Raw genomic sequence first — 20,205 nt, forward strand, 5'->3', positions numbered from 1 at the left:
ACAGTTCGGTCCCTATCCGTCGTGGGCGTTGGAAGTTTGAGAGGAGCTGTCCTTAGTACGAGAGGACCGGGATGGACACACCGCTGGTGTACCAGTTGTTCCGCCAGGAGCATGGCTGGGTAGCTACGTGTGGAAGGGATAAGTGCTGAAAGCATCTAAGCATGAAGCCCCCCTCTAGATGAGACTTCCCATCATTTTAAATGAGTAAGATCCCTCAGAGACGATGAGGTTGATAGGTCCGAGGTGGAAGCGTGGTGACACGTGCAGCTGACGGATACTAATCGATCGAGGACTTAACTTAAAACAAGCAATAAATCGTGTTCGTTGATGTCTTTCTTTCTTATCTAGTTTTGAAAGTACAAGTAAATTATGTCTGGTGGCAATAGCGAAGAGGTCACACCTGTTCCCATGCCGAACACAGCAGTTAAGCTCTTCAGCGCCCATGGTAGTTGGGGCTTTGCCCCTGCGAGAGTAGGACGCCGCCAGGCAGAATTTTTTAAGCTGAGCTTTTATGAGAGCTGACAATAGGAATTTGCGAATATTGTAAAGTAATTACATTACTTTTATTCCAACGTAGCTCAGTGGTAGAGCAATCGGCTGTTAACCGATCGGTCGTAGGTTCGAATCCTACCGTTGGAGCCATTTGCTTCCATAGCTCAGTCGGTAGAGCGCTTCCATGGTAAGGAAGAGGTCGCCGGTTCAAGTCCGGCTGGAAGCTCTTCAATTTATAAAAAAGACAGGTTTTCGTGTTTTAGACGAAAACCTGTCTTTTTTTTGGGAAAAGCTTCAAAACTTTCAGTAGTTTTGTTTCATGTTGTTTTAATCTGTGGCTATTGTCACAGGCGACAACTAACATAATTGAGCAATTATACCTTATTCACAAAAAATAAAAGCAAGTTCAGGGACTTTTTCCGCGACCAAATATTACAAAAAGAGAGTATATTTACCTTTTCTTGCTAATTCATCTAGCCAAGCAGACGATCTTTTAGTAATATCATTCTAACTTCTAAAGAATATTCAGAAAATAGTCCTAAGGAGGTGAAAAAAGGTATCCAGTAAGTAAATAACAGAAAGGGGAAAAGCCATTGAGGCCAAAAAAGCGTAATTTAAAATGGTTAAGTATTAGTTTGATTACTCTCTTGGTTTTACAGTTATTCACTTACACCACTGCCTCGGCACAGAGCTCCTCACCTAGTCTCTCCATCAAAGATACTCAACAAGTAAGTAACAAGATTAGTAAGGAATTAACATCTTCTTTTAAAGACAAGAAGGAAACTACTTATCTTGTGAAGATGAAGGATCAAGCAGATACCACTAAAGCAGCGGAGGCTGCTGTATCCAAAGCAGAAAAAAATTCCTCAATGACATCAACCCAATTGAAACGATTAAAAACATCGGCGGTTGTAACAGAACTAAAATCAACTGCTATAGAATCACAGCAAATGTTAAATGAGTTTTTAGAGAAGGCTTCAAAAGCTGGAAGTGTTTCTTCATATAAGTCGTATTATATAGTCAATGCCTTGGCTGTGACTAGTGATGAAGAAACAATGAAGCAAATTGCTGCGATGCCCGACGTAGAAAAAATACTTCCTAACCGCACTCGTCAATTAACCCCGGCAGCGCAAGAAACTGTAAAAGAAATGAAACTCCACAAGGAAACGAATGCTGCTGAATGGAACATTGATCGAGTTGGTGCTCCTCAAGTTTGGGAGGAAACGGGCATCGATGGAACAGGAGTAGTAGTTGCCAATATTGATACAGGTGTCCAATGGGATCATCCTGCATTACAAAGTCAATATCGGGGATTTAATCCGGACGCCCCGGATCAACCGAACCACGAACTTAATTGGTTCGATGCTACGGCTGGTGAAGAAACCCCATATGATGACCAGGGACATGGAACGCATACAATGGGTACAATCGCTGGTTCTGATTCAGGGGAAACAAACCAAGTAGGTGTAGCACCTGGATCCAAATGGATTGCTGTCAAAGCTTTTACAGCTGCAGGTGGTACGGATGTTGATTTGCTGGAAGCAGGCGAATGGGTGCTTGCTCCAAAGGACGCAGAAGGAACACCACACCCAGAAGCTGCGCCTGATGTAGTAAACAACTCTTGGGGCGGTGGACCTGGATTAGATGAATGGTACCGGCCAATGGTACAAAATTGGATTAGTGCAGGGATTGTACCAGTCTTTTCAGCAGGAAATGACGGCCCGGGAGATGGAACAATTGCCGCTCCTGCTAACTATCCAGAAGTTATAGCAGTTGCTGCCACAGATGCAAGCGATGGATTGGCCAGCTTTTCTTCCAGAGGCCCTTCCCCTTATAACGGGGAGATCAAACCTGACATAGCAGCGCCAGGTGTAAATATCAGATCGTCTGTACCGGGCAGTGATTATGAGAGCGGCTGGAACGGTACATCGATGGCAGGACCTCATGTTGCAGGCACCGCAGCGCTTTTACTGCAAGCGGACAATGCTTTAACTGTGCAAGAGGTTAAAGAAATTTTAATGGAAACTGCTGATACGACAACGAGCAGCCAGTATCCAGAAGACCCAAATGAAGGGTTTGGCCATGGGATAGTGAACGCATTTAATGCTGTTTCTGCAGTTGTCAGCGGGTTAGGCGATATAACAGGACATGTTTACAAAGAAGGCGATGATAGTGAACCGCCAACAATTGACCATGAAGCACCACAAGATACTTACGAAGGAGTGTTACTCTCGCTGTCAGCGGAAGTAAATGATAATGTGAGTGTTGAATCGGTGGAATTGGCCTATCGCTTAAATGGCAATGGCCAATGGCAATCAATTGAAGCGGATCTTGTACAAGGGAATTATAAAGAAGGCACCTACCAAGCAATTATTCCTGGTGAAGCTATAGAAGGTGAAAGCCTGGAATATAAATGGCGTGCTGTAGATTTTGGAGAGAACGAACTGGAAACAGATATTTATGAAGTTTCGGTAAAAGAAGCTATATCAGTAGGATACGAAGAAGACTTTGAAAGCAACCCGGTCGGATGGTTATCCTTTGGTGAAAGTAATTCCTGGCAATGGGGCACGCCTGAAGCAGGCCCTGAACAAGCTGCTTCTGGAGAAAATGTTTATGGCACTAACCTGTCAGGCGACTATGAAAACAATTCCAACATGACGCTTGTTATGCCTCCTGTAGAGATTCCTGATGAACAAACTTTCCTCCAATTCAAGTCATGGCATAATTTAGAAAACAATTATGATTATGGCCATATTGTTGTATCTTCCGATTTGGAGAATTGGGAGCAAGTAGAAGAATTTAATGGAGAGACAGATGGTTGGACGAATGTTGAAGTTGATCTATCTGATTACTCCGGTGAAAGTGTTTATGTAGGTTTCCATGTAGATACAGACGGCAGTGTAGTTCGTGAAGGCTGGTATATTGATGATGTGCTAATTACAGATCAGCCAGAAGAGTCGACTGCCTCCCTTCACAAATTGATGGGAAAGACAGCTGAAAAAGCTGATAAAAAAGAAATGAAAACATTAAACGATAAAACTGTAGCTAAGAAGAAAAAAGTTAACCCGAAAAAATTGAGACCGTCAGCGTTGAAGGAAGCAACGGCGCCTCAATTGCCAAAAGGTGAAATTGATGACCAATATCAACCAAACCTTTTACCTCTGAATGCAAAAGTTACTGTGTTGGAAACAGACAGATCGGTAAATACCAATCCGGCTGATGGAAGTTTCCATTTACTCCATGCTGCAGGGGAATATACACTGCAAGCGGACACTTACGGATATTATCCTAGCGAGGAATCGGTTGAAGTTCCGGAGGAAGGTTCTGTAGAAGCAAACTTCACTTTGAACCCCATTCCAACAGGAGTCGTATCTGGAACAGTTGTAAATGAAGAAACTGGTGAGCAAATCGAAGGTGCTACTTTGATGCTTGTTGAGGATGCAGCTATTGAAGCAGTTGAAACAGAAGAGGACGGCTCTTACTCGATAGAAGCATATGAAGGGGACTACACCATCCGTGTGATGGCTCCAAATTTCCATGCCAAAGATGTTAGTGTTTCTATTGAGGCAGATTCTACTGTAGAAAAGAATATCGAATTAGATCCGTTTATTGGCTACCCAGGAGAGATCAGCTATGATGACGGTACAGCAGAAAATGCGCGTGCATTCTATGATGCTGGCAATGGCTGGGCTGTGAAAATGTCTTTAGATGAAGGGCAGGAATCAGCCATGGTAACTGGAGGACTTTTCCGGTTCTGGACAGAAGATTGGCCGGTACCGGGAGGCGAAAGTTTCCAAGTAGCTGTTTATGATGCCAGTGGTCCTGGAGGAGCGCCTGGCGAGAAGCTTGGCGGTCCATATGATGCAACTGCATTGAGAAACGGAGAATGGACACATGTAGACTTGGCTGATAAGGGAATCTCTGTATCCGGTGATTTCTATATGGTTTATATTCAAACCGAACCAAATCCAAATACTCCAGGATTAGGTACGGATGAGGATGGAGAATATTCTGGAAGGAGCTGGCAGTTCGTTGATGGGGGCTGGAGTGAAGCACCTGAATCAGAAGGAAACTATATGATTCGAGCGCTTGTCGATTATGCGGCAGAAGCACCGGTTATTGAGTCTCCAGCAGACAGCTCTTTTACTAATGAAGAGTCGATAACTGTGGAAGGAAGTGCATCTCCTTCTACCACATTGACTGTTTATAATAATGGGGAAGAAGCTGCTTCTACTCCAGTGACAGATGAAGGTAAATTTTCCGTGGAAATAACACTTAATGAAGGGGCTAATGAATTAACAGCCGTATCTTCTACAGAAAATGGTTCCACAGATCCTTCAGAGCCCGTATTGATAACACTGGATCAACAACGGCCGAACCTTACCATTACTTCTCCAGAAGATGGGGAAAAGACGAATAAAGAAGTAGTATCTGTAACAGGCGTTGTTGAGGAAGAAAACCTCGATAAGGTTGTTATAAATGGCCAGAGAGCAGATGTAACCGAAGATGGAGAATATTCCAAGCGTATACTCCTGAATGAGGGAGAAAATGAAATAAAAGTAAGGGCTGTTGATAAAGCCGGGAATGCGCAAGTGAAAACAATCACCGTCGATGCCAAAACAACTGCCCCTGCTATAAGTAATGTAACTCCAGAAGAAGATACCAATCTTCAAGCGGGTGAATCAGTCATGATTGAGTTTGATGCAGAGCCTGGTCTGGATGCAACATTCTATATTAAAATGCCATTAACTAATCTGACAAACAATGCGAATGAACTTCCTATGAGGGAAACGGAAGAGGGCCATTATGTTGGATATTGGACCGCAACGTCTAATCTAGTTGCAGACGGAGCGCAAATTGTCGTAAAAGCTAGTGATGATTACGGTAATGTATCAGAAGAAACTGCTAACGGTAAATTGTTTATAAACACGGAACAGTAAGGATAATACCTCCCCCTAAAATTATATATACAGCTCCTTAGTCATAATTGACTAGGGGGCATTTTTTATTGCCTAAAAAAGAACAAAATTACCAAAAGAAAAGGCTTGTCAAACAACGTAATTCCTATTATAATCATATTCGTGCCTGTTTTCTCTATCGATTTACAAGCATAAAACCCACCCTAAATAGTTGATCTTAAAAAAATAAAATTTCCTCTTTACAAACACTATGAAATATGGTTATAATAATATCTGTCAGTTTAAAGAAACTATATTTGGCCCGTTGGTCAAGTGGTTAAGACACCGCCCTTTCACGGCGGTAACACGGGTTCGAATCCCGTACGGGTCACCACTTTAATTATTATAATCTCAGATTAAGGAAGGCAAGTTAAGTACGCAACGTCCTGTTGCAACACTTGCACTTGCACATCCTGTGCTTCGGAGGATTAGCTCAGCTGGGAGAGCACCTGCCTTACAAGCAGGGGGTCGCAGGTTCGAGCCCTGCATCCTCCACCATTTTGCCGGCCTAGCTCAATTGGTAGAGCAACTGACTTGTAATCAGTAGGTTGGGGGTTCAAGTCCTCTGGCCGGCACCATTTATTTAATGTATAAAATCGGATGCCAGAGCTTATAATAGCTTTGCCTGATATTTGTTTTTATGGAGGGATAGCGAAGTTGGCCAAACGCGGCGGACTGTAAATCCGCTCCCATCGGGTTCGTAGGTTCGAGTCCTACTCCCTCCACCATTTTCATTTAAAAGCATACAAAAAGGTAAAAGTGCTGTAATTGGCACTATTTTGTTTTTATTGGGCTATAGCCAAGCGGTAAGGCATCGGGTTTTGATCCCGTGATTCGCTGGTTCGAATCCAGCTAGCCCAGCCATTTTCTTCCTGTAAATGGTGATTTAGATAGAATAACTCTTTCTCATTTAGTCAAGAGCCATTAGCTCAGTTGGTAGAGAAGCCGTAAGCCTCATCGTATGAACATCTTGAGAGGTTTTGCGAGGAGCGTAAGCATCGCTGAATTACCTATTGACGTGACGAGCACAGAAGAAACTGCTTCACTCATGTAATAGGATAAGCACTTAACTAGATAAAATCACTTTTTCTCATTTAATCAAGAGCCATTAGCTCAGTTGGTAGAGCATCTGACTTTTAATCAGAGGGTCGGAGGTTCGAATCCTCCATGGCTCATCAAAGAAGTAGTGGTAAGGATTCTCACCCACGGTTCTCCTTGCTTCACTAAGTAACGTAAAGAAGCAAGGACTAGCCTGCGCGTCGGAATCCTCCATGGCTCATCAAAGAAATAAAGTTTTTAATGCAGTAGCAAACACATTGGTATGCGGAAGTAGTTCAGTGGTAGAACACCACCTTGCCAAGGTGGGGGTCTCGCGGGTTCGAATCCCGTCTTCCGCTCCAATTTCGGGGCCTTAGCTCAGCTGGGAGAGCGCCTGCCTTGCACGCAGGAGGTCAGCGGTTCGATCCCGCTAGGCTCCACCATTTACATAATTAAATGCAATTTCCAGGGTTGATTTTGCTGCAAAAGCAGTTAGATCAACCCTTTTTATCTGAAATCAAGTAATTGCCTAACGTATATATATACAACTTTGTGTCTGGTTGAGTCATTCGGTTTTTTCTGTCTACAATAGAGAGTATATAATTCAGATAATTGTAACCGATAACATTTTTTGAAAGTATTTAAGGAGGGGTTATGTTGAACAAACAATTATCAATCATAGGTGTGCCGATGGACCTGGGGCAAAATCGCCGGGGAGTTGATATGGGGCCAAGCGCTATTCGATATGCAGGTGTTTTGGAAACGCTGGAAACTTTAGAGTATATGGTTGAAGATCTGGGAGATATAGAGATTGCTCGTCCCAGCCGAGGTCAAGAACAGCTGCAAGATAACTTGAGAAACCTGAAGCAAGTTGCAGAAGGAAATGAAAAGCTTGCTGAAAAAGTCGATAAAGCTGTGGCAGATGGTAGGTTTCCTTTAGTATTAGGAGGAGACCACAGCATTGCTATCGGCAGCTTGGCTGGTATCGCCAAGCATTACGAAAATTTGGGGGTTATCTGGTATGACGCTCACGGCGATTTGAATACATCGGATACGTCTCCTTCGGGAAATATCCATGGGATGCCGTTGGCAGTAAATTTAGGCATGGGACATGAACGGTTAACTAACATTCTTGATTATCAGCCAAAAATAAAACCGGAGAATATCGTCATTGTCGGTGCCCGGTCTCTGGATCAAGGGGAAAAAGAATTGATTAGAGAAAAAGGAATCAAAGTTTACAGCATGCATGAGGTTGACCGTCTGGGCATGACAGCAGTAATAACTGAAATAATTGAGTACTTAAAGGATAAGACAGATGGTGTACACTTAAGTCTTGATTTAGACGGTTTGGATCCAAGTGATGCTCCAGGAGTGGGCACACCTGTAATAGGCGGTTTGAGTTATCGAGAAAGCCACCTGGCAATGGAAATGCTTGCTGAAACAAATATGATTACTTCGGCAGAATTCGTGGAAGTCAATCCGATTTTGGATGAAAAAAATAAAACAGCTACAATAGCTGTTGGATTGATGGGTTCTTTATTCGGGGAAAAATTAAAATAGTGGTAAAACAGGCCCTTGTCATGGAAAAGCAAGGGTTTTTTTTCGGATATGGTTGATTTCTTTAATCTTTCTAATCGCTTTCTGCTTTTTCGTATTGGTTTAACCAATAATCCAACCTAGTGCTCGCAGATATTACCGTCTCAGAAGTTAGATCTTTTTTAGAGGATAATTCCAACATTTCTTTTCGGCACGCTTCAATTTTTTCCAAAAGATACATTTTCATATCCATACCTTCCTCCTAAACTGGTATAATATATTTGTTAAAAATTACCCATTATTTGTGACTTTTAAACTTCTTTTAAAAAAATGTTTGTGTATGAAAAAATTATGAAACCTCAATTACTTGTCACTCGTATAGATAGTGACCGCAAACGGCAGCGGAGGTATTTAGAAATGGATATGATGATAAAGCAAAAAATAAAGCAAGTGAAAAAAGGGGACCAAGCAGCATTTGAAGATGTTGTTTCCTTTTATCAAAACAAGGTATACCAAATATGCTACAGAATGCTGGGAAACACTCACGAAGCTGAAGATATAGCTCAAGAAGCTTTTATTCGTGCCTATGTTAATATCCATACCTTTGATGAACGCCGAAAGTTTTCGACATGGCTATATAGAATTGCGACCAACTTATCAATTGACAGAATCCGCAAGAAAAAGCCGGATTACTTTCTCGATGCAGAGGTAAAAGGAACAGATGGATTGGATATGTATTCGCAGCTACCAGCGGAACAAGCATTGCCTGAAGAAGAAGTGGAGAGCCTGGAATTACAAAGTTATATTCAACAGGAAATCATGGCTCTGCCGCCCAAATATCGAGGGGTCATTGCTTTACGTTATCTAGATGAGCTGTCACTCTTAGAGATAAGCGAGATATTGGACATTCCGATGGGAACCGTGAAAACGCGAATTCATAGAGGCAGGGAAGCCCTGAGAAAGAGGCTTCGCCACGTGTAAAGGAGTGTGAATGCTAGTGAATTGCGATAAAGAAATTGTAAGATTAATGCATGAATATTTAGATGGCCATTTGGCGAAGACAGAAGAGAATAAATTACGCTCCCATTTACAATCCTGTGAAGCGTGCCAAAAGCACTTTCACGAGTTAAAACGGACAGTTGCGATGCTGAAAAGCAGCAGTGATATCCAGGCCCCTGTCAATTTCACGGCCAACGTGATGGAAGGGCTGCCCCAGGAAAAGAAGCGTGTTGGCTATATGCGCTGGTTTAAAGCTCATCCAATTATTACGGCAGCGGCGATTTTCTTTCTGTTTATGATGAGTGGGATATTTTCTGCCTGGAATCAGGATAGTCAGCTGTCGGTTTCTAAACAGAAAAACTTGGTTATCCAGGATGATACGGTAATTGTCCCTGAAGATGTAGTTGTTGACGGAGACCTGATTGTCAAAAATGGCGATGTGAAGATAGAAGGAGAAGTCAAGGGAGATGTAGTCATAATAAACGGGGAACCATTGCTAGCCTCCGCCGGACAAGTAAGCGGAGATTTAAAAGAAGTAAATCAAGTATTTGACTGGATATGGTACCATATTAAAGAAGTTACAGAAAATGTATTTTCCATTGGGAAATAAATTCAGGTTTCTCTTATATCAGTAAAAAAACGAAAACCTTTGCTGTTAAACTTGCCAGCAAAGGTTTTAGTATGGAGAAAAAGAGGAACTAGGTACATCTGAGTACAGATTATTGAATAAGATTAAGATATGATATAATAAAGAAACATATAAATATATGGATTGTTATTTATTAATTATTTCTGCTTGACCAGTGTATAATAGCACCTTACCAAACCATTGATGAATAGATAGGAAGAAGATTTCATGGATAGAAGGACGTGGAAACATGTTTGATGGGGGATTTGAAGTACTTGACTTATTAAGGATCGGCATTGACATTGCCCTTGTCTGGTATGTTTTATATAAATTAATCATGTTAATAAGAGGCACAAAGGCAATACAGCTGTTAAAGGGCATATTTGTCGTGCTCGGGATATGGTTTTTAAGCAGTGAAAGCATACTTGATCTAAGGACAGTTAATTGGTTGATGTGGCAGGCAATCACCTGGGGATTTCTCGGTATTATTATTTTATTCCAGCCTGAATTGAGGCGTGCCTTGGAACAATTAGGAAGAGGCAGTTTTTTTGCCCGGAATACAACATCGGAAGAAGAGTTGTTAACCCGTAATATCGAAGCTATTGTTAAATCATGCAACTATATGGCGAAGCGAAGAATCGGAGCGCTCATCACGATAGAAAGAGAAACACCGATGGGGGATTATGTGGAGACAGGAATACCGATCAATGGTCGGTTGACCAATGAATTATTGACTAATATTTTCATTCCTAATACTCCCTTGCACGATGGAGCTGTAATTTTAAAAAACGAACAAATAGTTGCGGCGGCCTGTTATTTGCCGCTTTCCGAGAATCCGTTTATCTCAAAGGAACTTGGAACAAGGCATAGAGCCGCAATGGGCATTAGCGAAGTAACCGATGCCTTGACGATTGTTGTATCCGAAGAGACAGGCCAAATCTCCTGTACGAAAAATGGCGAGTTACATAGAGATTTGGACCAAGAAAAATTGATTGAAATGCTAAAACAGGAACTGGATTTTACTTCTAAGACCCCTATGGCGAAAAGTTGGAACTGGAGGGGGAAAAAGAATGGATAATTGGTTGAAAAGTCCCTGGGTTATTCGAGCATTAGCCTTAATAATGGCAATTTTGCTTTTTACTGCAGTAAGATTGGATGAGAATATTACACCGCCGGATAACAATCCAACCTTCATTCCAAGTGGTTCCAATCAAATAGAAACGATGAACAATGTTCCTGTAAATATTAGAATTGATGAAGAAAATTACGTAGTAAGCGGTGTACCGGAAACGATTAACATGAATATGGAAGGGCCTAATAGTTCCATTACACCACTTGTTAGGAAGAGATCGTTTGAAGTTTTTGTTGATTTGGAGGGGCTGGATCCAGGCACCCATAATGTGAATATCCAATATTCAGGCATACCAGATGATGTGGATGTCGACATTGAACCTGTTTCTGCCGAAGTTACCATAGAGGAGCGGGCCTCGGAAACCTTCAATGTAACAGTCGATTACATCAACCCAAGTCAAATAGCCGATGGATTTGAAATAGGCAAAGCCAAAGCAGACCCGGGAACAGTAGAAATCACCAGCTCTCAGAGTGAAGTGGATAAAGTTGCCGTGGTAAAGGCTTATGTTGATTTAAAAGAAGTGGACAAGCCTATTGATTCCAGAGAAGTGCCTGTAAAAGTTTATGATAGCCAGGGGAATGAATTAAGCGTTAGAGTAGAACCGGAAACTGTGGAGGTTTCCGTGGATGTCAACTCTCCAAGCAAGCAAGTCCCTATAGAAGCAGTGACGACGGGTGAACTTCAGGACGGAATTTCAATAAAATCAATTGAAATAGAGCCAGAAAATGCAACCGTATTTGCTTCAGAAGAAAACTTGGCAGCGATTGAACAATTGAAAACGGAAGAAATTGATTTATCGAAAATAACTGAAGCCTCTACAATGGAAGTTAGTCTGGCTTCTACGCCAGAAATAAGGTTACTAGATCCGGAGCAAGTGAAAGTGACGATCGAATTAGAACGTACAGAGACATCCACTTTTAGTGATATTCCTATCGACGTCGATAATCTGCCGGACGATTTGTCCCTCCGTTTTTTGACACCGGAAGAAAATTCCATGGACATTGAGGTGTTGGGAACAGAAGAAGAGCTCAGCGACTTAGGGGCAGGCGACTTTCAACTATCTGTAAACGCAGGCGGCCTGGAAGAGGGAGAGCATGAACTTCCTGTCGAAGTCAGCGGGCCAGAAGGAATCGCTGTAGAACCGGAATTTGAAGAAGTTACCGTACAAATAGAATGACATTTTACGTGAAGGAATAAAGGAGAGGTGCATCATGGGAAAATATTTTGGAACAGACGGAGTGAGAGGAGTAGCGAACAAAGAACTCACTCCAGAATTAGCTTTTAAACTTGGCAGGTTTGGCGGCTATGTCGTCACCAAAGATGTCAGCAAACCAAAAATATTAATTGGACGCGATACAAGAATTTCCGGAAATATGCTGGAAAGCGCATTGGCTGCGGGCCTCTTATCCATCGGAGCGGAGGTAATGCGTCTTGGTGTCATCTCAACTCCTGGAGTTGCTTTTCTGACAAAGGCTTTAAGTGCTGAAGCTGGGGTGATGATTTCTGCATCCCACAACCCGGTAGCGGATAACGGAATTAAGTTTTTCGGTTCAGACGGTTTTAAATTGTCCGACGCCCAGGAAAAAGAGATTGAAGCACTGATAGAACAGGAAGAAGATCAATTACCTCGTCCAGTTGGAGGAGACATAGGGCAAATCAATGATTACTTTGAGGGCGGCCAGAAATATATTCAATACTTGAAGCAGTCGATTGATAATGACTTTGAAGGGCTCCATATTGCTTTAGATTGTGCTCACGGTGCAACCTCGTCATTGGCCTCCCACTTATTTGCCGACTTGGAAGCAGATATTTCCTCGATCGGAACATCGCCAGATGGACTAAATATTAATGAGGGTGTAGGTTCGACCCATCCGGAAACACTTCGGGATCTTGTTCTTGAAAAAGAAGCAGATATTGGACTAGCTTTTGACGGAGATGGAGATCGCTTAATTGCTGTTGATGAACTTGGTAATATCATAGATGGCGATCAAATCATGTATATATGCGGTAAATACCTTAATGATAAAGGACTGCTACGCCACCATACAGTGGTGTCTACGGTAATGAGTAATATCGGCTTCTATAAAGCTTTGGAAAGTCATGGAATGAAAAGTGATAAAACAGCCGTCGGTGACAGATACGTGATGGAAGAAATGCGGAAAGGCGGCTATAATTTAGGTGGAGAACAATCTGGACATATCATTTTCCTTGATTATAATACTACTGGTGATGGGATGTTGACTGCCCTTCAGCTTGTCAATGTTCTAAAAGAAACAGGCAAACCATTATCCGCATTGGCAGCAGAAATGGAGAAATTCCCTCAGGTGCTTAAAAATGTTAGAGTAATTGATAAACATGAAGCATTAGTCAATGCCGAAATCCAAGCAGTAATCGAAAAGGTGGAGAGCGACATGAATGGCCAAGGACGGGTGCTTGTAAGGCCGTCCGGTACAGAACCGTTAGTACGTGTAATGGTGGAGGCTCCTACCAAAGAAGATTGTGAAAGATATGTTGATGAAGTCGTCGAAGTGATTGATAATCTTCTTGGTCTAGAAGAAGAATAAAGGCTTAAATAAATATGCACAGAGCAGCACTTGATGGCTGCTCTGTGCATATTTTATTGTGGCTGGTAAAAAAGATTATTGCCAGTCTGAAGATTTTACAGTAAAATAAAGTGTATTCTTGCTTTTTAGTGTTTAACAGCTTGCTAATACGGTTAAATAAGGAAAGCATGGATGCTTCATTCGAAAAGGAAGGAGGATCGATGGGAAAGGATTTTTTAAAAGCGCCTGGGCTATTTCCTGTTTAAGGGGATAGTTGACGAGGAGGAGGTTTATCGAACGAGTTCGGCGGATGCCTCCCGGTTGCACACATCTCAACCGTCATGTTTATTATTCGAAAACAAAGAGGCGACTCTTTGAACAAGAATAAAAACAAGATGATCAACCTAAAATTAACTGCGAGAAAGGGGCAAACGAAACGCCCCGGATAAACATGAGGAGAAAAGTTTGATCGAAACTGCTGCTTGTTAATAAGCATAGGACTCGGCTTGTTTTTTTTCTTTTATAGGTCGTTTGTTTGCCCCTTTTAACCAAGGAGGATAACAACGATATGTGTGGAATTGTAGGATATATTGGAAATAACGATACGAAAGAAGTACTTTTGAACGGATTGGAAAAACTGGAATACCGCGGATATGATTCAGCAGGAATTGCAACATTAAATGATGACGGCGTTGATGTATTTAAAGTGAAAGGACGCATTGCAGCACTTCGGGAAAAAGTGGATATGGACAATAATTTTGCAACGATGGGGATTGGCCATACTCGCTGGGCAACACATGGCGCTCCAAGTGAGGAAAATGCCCACCCGCACCAGAGTGTGTCTGAACGATTTACGATTGTTCATAATGGTGTGATTGAAAATTACCAGGATATTCGAAAAGAATATCTGGAGGGCGTAAACTTGGTGAGTGATACTGACACGGAGATTATTGTCCAACTGATTGAAACACTTTATGACCAGGTAGGCGACGTAGCAGAAGCATTCCGTAGATCGATTGATTTGCTGAAAGGCTCTTACGCTGTTGCGTTAATCGATGCCCAAGACCAGGAAACAATTTATGTGGCTAAAAATAAGAGCCCGTTGTTAGTCGGATTAGGTGATGGGTTTAATGTTGTAGCAAGTGATTCAATGGCGACATTGCAAGTGACAGACCGCTACATGGAGTTAGAGGACAAAGAAATTATCATTGTTTCCCGGGAGAATGTAGAGCTGCAAAAACTTGATGGAACAAAGGTGGAGCGTGAGCCTTTTACAGTCGAGATTGATGCTATGGACATTGAGAAGGGAACATACCCACACTTTATGTTGAAAGAAATCGATGAACAGCCATTTGTCATGCGGAAAATCATCCAGGAATATCAAGACACAAATGATGAAATAAAGCTGGATGAGAATGTCCGACAAGCGATGATGCAGACTGACCGGGTGTATATTATTGCAGCTGGAACCAGCTATCATGCAGGGTTAGTCGGAAAACAGTTTTTAGAGAACATTGCCAATGTACCTGTAGAAGTGCATATTGCCAGTGAATTTTCTTATAACATGCCGTTATTGTCGGAAAAACCGTTATTTGTGTTTATTTCCCAAAGCGGCGAAACAGCAGACAGCCGTTCTGTACTAGTAAAAATCAAGGAGTTGGGACATCCATCATTAACATTGACGAATGTGCCCGGTTCCACCCTTTCTCGCGAAGCAGATTATACGTTACACCTCCATGCAGGACCGGAAATAGCTGTAGCTTCTACAAAAGCTTACACGGCCCAAATTGCTGTATTGGCTATTTTGGCAGTTGATACAGCCAAGACAAAAGGATTAACGATTGAATTTAATCCATTACAAGAGCTGGCAATTGCCGCCAATGCTATGGAGGCTTTAACAGATCAAAAAGAAGTTATTGAAGAAATTACTAAAGAATTTTTCATTGAAACCCGTAATGCTTTTTATATTGGCAGAGGGGTGGATTACTTTGTCGTTCAGGAGGCTTCCCTGAAGTTGAAGGAAATTTCTTATATCCAGGCGGAAGGCTTTGCCGGAGGAGAGTTGAAGCACGGTACCATTGCCTTAATTGAGGAAGGAACACCAGTGATAGCATTGGCTACACAGGAGAGTGTCAATTATTCGATTAGAGGCAATGTCCAGGAAGTCGCCGCCCGTGGAGCGAAAACATGTGTTATTAGCTTGAAAGGCTTAGAGCAGGAAGGTGACACGATGGTCTTGCCGCATGTACATGAATTGCTTACACCGCTGGTAAGCGTCGTGCCAATGCAGCTGCTTGCCTATTATGCGGCATTGCACCGCGATTGTGATGTGGATAAACCGCGTAACCTTGCTAAAAGTGTTACTGTTGAATAATAGTAGCCGAACAGTTAGCGGTAGGTGTAAGCTAAAAATATAGTTGTTTAATTTGAAATAAAGTTGATTAAAATATAGGATTAACCACACTTTGATAAGTGAGTAAGTATTAAATGACTTATCCCGTATCACTTTTACAGTGATACGGGATTGTTTTTTGGCCAGTTCATACTAAAATTTTAAAATAACTGATATTACATAGGATTATCGATAAGTAAGGGTTCTATAAGAGATTAAATAATAGCAGCTATTTCTGATGGAAAATATTAATAATTTAGGTGGTTATCACCAATAATACAAAGAAAATCATACGAGGTGACTCTTTCCAATGGCTAAACGTCAAACCGGGTGGACGGAAACAAAAATCAATCGTTATTTAAAAGAAGGTAGGGGTCAAGGTGAATTAAATAATTATAAACCCTGGTTAACTATTCAGGATGTTCCTTCAACAGGTCGAGTTCATCGTGTAATGGGATGGAAAACAAGTCGCCCGCATCATTTATTATCAGATTTAGAGTTCAATTATTTTTGTTTAGCTGAATGGGCAGAAAACGTTATTGATATTAGAGAACAATTTCCTTTAGATAGGGAAATTACAATGTGTATTGCTGATGAAAAGGAAATTAAGCATCCCAAGGACAATAAAACTACTACTCCAACAGTTATGACTACTGATTTTTTCTTAGTAGTTAACGATAATGGACAAGTTAAGTATAAGGCAAGAACACTTAAAATGTGTGAAGACCTAAATAACCAAAGGGTCTTAGAGAAGTTTGAAATAGAGAGAGAGTATTGGGAAAGACAAGGAATTGATTGGGCTATAGTCACTGAACATGAACTCCCTGTCACTATATTAGACAATATAAAGTTCATCCGACAGTCTTACGATATTGATACTAAATATTTTGGTGTTTTTGTAAAAGAGTGGAATAATTTTACTGGAGAATTGTTACCCAACTTAAAATCCTTGGATTCCAAATATAATTTGGAGGTAGGGACCTCATTAACTTTATATAAATATGCCCTTGCGAAGAAAATATTCAAGGTTGATATGTCAAAAAGGATTTCCTTGCATGAAGATGTTAAAAATATAAAAGTACAAAAAAATAGTGATAGTGGCAAGAGGTGGGCTTAATGAACTTCTATGTAAATGAAATAATACAGGATAACAGTTCTGAAAAACAATATAGGATAGTATGGGTAGACTCGGGTAATTTAATCCTTTATCTCATTGAATTAAATAATAAGAATGCCTTTCCAGAAAAGAAGCCCATATCTAAATTGGAAGAATTAATTGTTCTTGATCAGTGGAGAAAAATAAAAGAGGACAAGTATATTAAGAACTATTCTTCCGAGTATGAGATAAAACATTATTCCGTAAGAGATAGTATTTGTCTTAAATAGAACAGTGTAATAACTAGTTACGATATTCGAAAGGTCTATTTCGCTCTCTAAAAGTTTCCTGCTTTCTGTGGCTACCTCTAATAACAACTCTTTATAATCCCCTAGATCTTTAAATGAGTATTCATCAATCATAAACTGGCTCCATTTTACATCTCTTAACTCTCGATTATCTGTTACCTCGTTCATTTCTTGCACTCTTTTAGAGGGAATTCCACTTTCCAATTCTTTCATATACTGTTCCATAAAACCCCAATCCGGCTGGCCATCTTTTACCGGTAAAAGTAGTCTTGTTTTTCTAAACCGTCCTAGTGTAGCACTATACCCTCCCCATCCAAACTTCTTTAAAGATTTTATAAGTAAAGGGTTTCTAATTCTAATAAAAGTTTAGATTCTAACGTTCTCGGCGTAAACTATAACGGAAGTGTGGTAGAAAACTTTTATCATCCATATGAAGCATTGTTTTCTGATGATGTTAAAAGATTGCATTTAAAAAATTATCGTGATAATAAGTATGTACTCCTGTTTTTCAAAACATTAATTCTAAAACAGAAATCAAAGTTTGAATACGGCTATAAGTTTAATGGTCAACGAATGTCCCGACAACTTATTATGGTACCTGTAGATTCGAAAGGAAATCCTGATTTTGTATTTATGGAACAGTATATGAAGAGGCAAGAAAACAAATTAATAAAAGAAGCGAAAAACATCAAGATAAAAGGTGCTTAATAGAAATTAATCGTATTCATGTTGAGTACGGTCACAAGCCTGTAGTGATCTCCACTAGCTCTATCATTTATCAACAGTGTATTTACCAATGGGTAACGTCAGGGAAAGAGCAATATAACCCTAGGGACATAAAAAAGCCTAATTCTTTCGTATTTTTAGCGGGGGATTGGGCTTATGATATATAATCGCGTCCATTTTTACTTTATCCGACAGGGAATCAGCACTTAATAAATATGTTTTTTTATTATTAAGCTGAGATAATATAGTTTTTTTCTAAGAATTTGTATAACTAAACTAGAAAGGAAGGATCTTATTAAGTTAAGAGAACTTGTTCCGGATGAGAACAAACTAATAGGACTGCTTAAGTTTTCAAAGAAAGAATATTTAGTAAGTTTATCCAACGGCTTGCTTTATATGAATCAGTTTAAATTATTCAAAGAGCAAGAAGAAAAAGAAGGTAACCGTGGGCAAGGCGATAAGAATGAGTTAGCACTAATCTTAAACGATGTTGAGTGGAAGTTAATGCCTGTGGGTAGTGATAAAGTCGTTTTACAAGGAAAAGCCTCTGAATCAGTATTAAGAAGTGATGATGACCTTCAAAATCACTTGTATTGTGCGACAGCGATCACTCCTGATGTTCTAGAAGTGGTGAGCCTTGATGAAGAAACGGGCATAGCAAAAGTTAAACTCGTGTTATCAAATGAAATTATAGAAAAAGCAGAAAATGTGTTTGGTGACCACGTTGCATTGATAAATGTTGGGAAGTTTTTAGAACAAGTAGATGTAGCTGCAAAGAAAAAAGGCGTTAATGTGGCATCAAATATTGTGAGATATGAAGACCAATCCATTAACCGTTCAGAGAGAATAGAAGCTTTTAATAAAGGGAGTTTGGATCTTTACTTTGAAAAAGACACCTTCTTTAAGTATCAGAATGAATATCGTATAGTGGCTTTTGGGGGAGACCCATCTGGTCCTCTTCAACTTGAACTTGGAGATATTAGCGAGCATGTCTCGATTATTGAAACGAAACAACTCCTAGAAAATGATTTGATTTTTACTATAAGGTTAGAAAAGTTAGAGGAATAAGAGAATCAACGCGAGCTTCTGCCTTATTGTCTTCGTCTAAGTTTAGTAAAGACGCTTCGAGTATGTCCTCTTTCCACGGTTTTTCAAGGTACTTCTACCGCGGTTATTTGTCAGCCTCTTCTTGAAAGGAATTGCAAATAAAAGAGGTTGGTAAAATATTAACGGGTATGGTTTGGGGGTAAAATAAGAGAATTCACATTAATTTTCACGTAGTAAATAGCGGTATAAACCTCACTAAATTCACACCCGAAACGCACAGTAAGTTGGTTCTCTGTGTGTTTTTTTATGTACAGACTCATTTATGGAAATTTTTGAAAGGTTTGATGGTGTTTTATGTTAAAATTTAATGTAAGGTTTAGAAAATTAAGTTCTTCAACTTAGAGCGCTGGTTTTTGCGCTGCATGGATGGCTAACGGGCAGGATTGTTGATTATGCTACGGGGAAGGGAGAAGCTAATATGATAGCGTTTGTAAAAAATAAAGAAATTCTTGGAGAACTATATCTTCCAAATGTAGAGTCAAGTAATAAAATTGGGATTGTTTGGTTACCAGGTTTGCCAAATAACCCGATGGCGCCTGAGATGGGGAAACCATTGTCTGATTTAGGCTTTACGGTCCTACAAGCTCGCTACCCCGGAAATTGGCAAAGCTACGGTAATTTTGGCCCAAGTTCCTCAGTGGATGGGGCATTAATGGGAGTAGAACTTTTAGCAAATGGTAGCACTATAAACCTGAATACAGAAAAAATAGTTACTTGGGACGTTAAACATATTGTTTTAATTGGTAATAGTTATGGTGGTGGAATAGCTGTTTCGGCACTTGGTTCTTCCAACCTGGCTTCTGCTGCAATTGCATTTTGTCCCTTATTGGAACCAAGTCTGCAGAATGCGGACAATTCTCAAAAAGAAGATGATTTATCCACTCTGTACCCATATTTAAGAAGATGTCACGAAAATGTGTATCGCAATTTGGATGATAATGAATGGAATGAATATATTGAAGGCAGACATCCAGTTGACCCTTCAAGATTTATAACTAAGATTAAAGACCGTCCTTTGCTTTTATTTCACGGAAGTGAAGATAAAGGGATACGTCCACACCACACCGAGGATTTTTATTCGAAATTAAAAAGAAGTGGTGCTGAGAAAGCTGAATTTATAATAAAAGAAGGTGTTGGCCACGGTAAAAGATTGAGAACCTCAACTTGGGATGTTTGGACAAAATGGCTGGTAAACCTATTCAATTAATGTAGAAGTTTAGTTAAACATCGAATACCCTTTGGTAAATATT

At 40.5% G+C, this 20,205-nt stretch carries 13 protein-coding genes, 10 tRNA genes, 2 rRNA genes and 1 pseudogene; 24 read left to right on the top strand and 2 right to left on the bottom strand.

The genetic code is table 11. The annotated features are described in order from the left end of the window. From BLR93_RS11665 to rocF, 14 genes are all read left to right on the top strand, one after another. Positions 1 to 301, top strand: a 23S ribosomal RNA gene (locus BLR93_RS11665); the annotation flags it as partial. A 71-nt stretch (positions 302 to 372) separates the two neighbouring features. Further along, positions 373 to 488: ribosomal RNA gene (rrf, locus tag BLR93_RS11670) — 5S ribosomal RNA — on the top strand. A gap of 79 nt (positions 489 to 567) precedes the next feature. Further along, a tRNA-Asn gene (locus BLR93_RS11675) sits at positions 568 to 642 on the top strand. 3 nt (positions 643 to 645) lie between these two features. Beyond that, positions 646 to 718 (top strand) — tRNA-Thr (locus BLR93_RS11680). A 367-nt stretch (positions 719 to 1,085) separates the two neighbouring features. After that, complete coding sequence (locus BLR93_RS11685) at positions 1,086 to 5,432, top strand: S8 family peptidase (protein WP_093214725.1); 4,347 nt, start codon at positions 1,086 to 1,088, stop codon at positions 5,430 to 5,432. 277 nt (positions 5,433 to 5,709) lie between these two features. Further along, a tRNA-Glu gene (locus BLR93_RS11690) sits at positions 5,710 to 5,784 on the top strand. Between the two features lie 88 nt (positions 5,785 to 5,872). Further along, a tRNA-Val gene (locus BLR93_RS11695) sits at positions 5,873 to 5,948 on the top strand. 4 nt (positions 5,949 to 5,952) lie between these two features. Beyond that, positions 5,953 to 6,028: transfer RNA gene (locus tag BLR93_RS11700), tRNA-Thr, on the top strand. A 64-nt stretch (positions 6,029 to 6,092) separates the two neighbouring features. After that, positions 6,093 to 6,178, top strand: a tRNA-Tyr gene (locus BLR93_RS11705). A 61-nt stretch (positions 6,179 to 6,239) separates the two neighbouring features. Continuing rightward, positions 6,240 to 6,314, top strand: a tRNA-Gln gene (locus BLR93_RS11710). Positions 6,315 to 6,552: 238 nt separating this feature from the next. Then, positions 6,553 to 6,625 (top strand) — tRNA-Lys (locus tag BLR93_RS11715). Between the two features lie 148 nt (positions 6,626 to 6,773). Next, positions 6,774 to 6,850, top strand: a tRNA-Gly gene (locus BLR93_RS11720). A gap of 5 nt (positions 6,851 to 6,855) precedes the next feature. Continuing rightward, positions 6,856 to 6,931, top strand: a tRNA-Ala gene (locus BLR93_RS11725). 211 nt (positions 6,932 to 7,142) lie between these two features. Further along, positions 7,143 to 8,048, top strand: coding sequence for an arginase (gene rocF / locus BLR93_RS11730; RefSeq protein WP_425440944.1), 906 nt, complete (start codon positions 7,143 to 7,145; stop codon positions 8,046 to 8,048). Between the two features lie 70 nt (positions 8,049 to 8,118). Here the strand turns inward: rocF and BLR93_RS11735 are convergent, their stop codons facing one another. Beyond that, on the bottom strand, positions 8,119 to 8,277 hold the full coding sequence (locus BLR93_RS11735; protein WP_093214730.1) for an aspartyl-phosphate phosphatase Spo0E family protein: 159 nt from the start codon (positions 8,275 to 8,277) through the stop codon (positions 8,119 to 8,121). 164 nt (positions 8,278 to 8,441) lie between these two features. On the opposite strand from BLR93_RS11735, the gene sigW reads away from it, so the two are divergent. From sigW to BLR93_RS11770, 7 genes are all read left to right on the top strand, one after another. Next, the gene (gene sigW / locus BLR93_RS11740; protein WP_093214732.1) at positions 8,442 to 9,005 is read left to right on the top strand and encodes an RNA polymerase sigma factor SigW; all 564 of its coding nucleotides are present in this window, start codon (positions 8,442 to 8,444) and stop codon (positions 9,003 to 9,005) included. 16 nt (positions 9,006 to 9,021) lie between these two features. Next, a complete protein-coding gene (locus BLR93_RS11745) occupies positions 9,022 to 9,633 on the top strand; it encodes an anti-sigma factor family protein (protein ID WP_093215285.1) in 612 nt (203 codons plus the stop codon). Between the two features lie 268 nt (positions 9,634 to 9,901). Further along, positions 9,902 to 10,729, top strand: a complete 828-nt coding sequence (cdaA, locus tag BLR93_RS11750; protein ID WP_093214734.1) for a diadenylate cyclase CdaA — start codon at positions 9,902 to 9,904, stop codon at positions 10,727 to 10,729. After that, a complete protein-coding gene (locus BLR93_RS11755) occupies positions 10,722 to 11,960 on the top strand; it encodes a CdaR family protein (protein WP_093214736.1) in 1,239 nt (412 codons plus the stop codon). Before cdaA ends, BLR93_RS11755 begins: the two co-directional genes overlap by 8 nt. Before the next feature lie 34 nt (positions 11,961 to 11,994). Continuing rightward, positions 11,995 to 13,347 (top strand): phosphoglucosamine mutase, encoded by a 1,353-nt coding sequence (gene glmM / locus BLR93_RS11760; protein ID WP_093214739.1) that lies wholly within the window; start codon positions 11,995 to 11,997, stop codon positions 13,345 to 13,347. Between the two features lie 547 nt (positions 13,348 to 13,894). Beyond that, the gene (glmS, locus tag BLR93_RS11765) at positions 13,895 to 15,700 is read left to right on the top strand and encodes a glutamine--fructose-6-phosphate transaminase (isomerizing) (RefSeq protein ID WP_093214740.1); all 1,806 of its coding nucleotides are present in this window, start codon (positions 13,895 to 13,897) and stop codon (positions 15,698 to 15,700) included. Between the two features lie 328 nt (positions 15,701 to 16,028). Next, positions 16,029 to 16,835 carry a TnsA endonuclease N-terminal domain-containing protein gene (locus tag BLR93_RS11770; protein ID WP_093214743.1) on the top strand — a complete coding sequence of 269 codons (807 nt, stop codon included), beginning with the start codon at positions 16,029 to 16,031 and terminating at the stop codon, positions 16,833 to 16,835. A 155-nt stretch (positions 16,836 to 16,990) separates the two neighbouring features. On the opposite strand, the gene BLR93_RS17800 is transcribed toward BLR93_RS11770, so the two are convergent. Beyond that, on the bottom strand, positions 16,991 to 17,290 hold the full coding sequence (locus BLR93_RS17800; protein ID WP_139184420.1) for a hypothetical protein: 300 nt from the start codon (positions 17,288 to 17,290) through the stop codon (positions 16,991 to 16,993). Positions 17,291 to 17,491: 201 nt separating this feature from the next. On the opposite strand from BLR93_RS17800, the pseudogene BLR93_RS11780 reads away from it, so the two are divergent. The 3 genes and pseudogenes from BLR93_RS11780 to BLR93_RS11790 form a co-directional block, all read left to right on the top strand. Continuing rightward, positions 17,492 to 17,830, top strand: a pseudogene (locus BLR93_RS11780) (restriction endonuclease subunit S); the annotation flags it as partial. Positions 17,831 to 18,244: 414 nt separating this feature from the next. Then, positions 18,245 to 18,916 (top strand): hypothetical protein, encoded by a 672-nt coding sequence (locus tag BLR93_RS11785; RefSeq protein WP_093214750.1) that lies wholly within the window; start codon positions 18,245 to 18,247, stop codon positions 18,914 to 18,916. A 457-nt stretch (positions 18,917 to 19,373) separates the two neighbouring features. Beyond that, positions 19,374 to 20,162: an alpha/beta hydrolase family protein gene (locus BLR93_RS11790; RefSeq protein ID WP_093214752.1), complete on the top strand. Its 789-nt coding sequence runs from the start codon at positions 19,374 to 19,376 to the stop codon at positions 20,160 to 20,162. Positions 20,163 to 20,205 lie beyond the last annotated feature (43 nt).

Source organism: Sediminibacillus albus (genome assembly GCF_900101125.1).
Lineage (GTDB): Bacteria > Bacillota > Bacilli > Bacillales > Amphibacillaceae > Sediminibacillus > Sediminibacillus albus.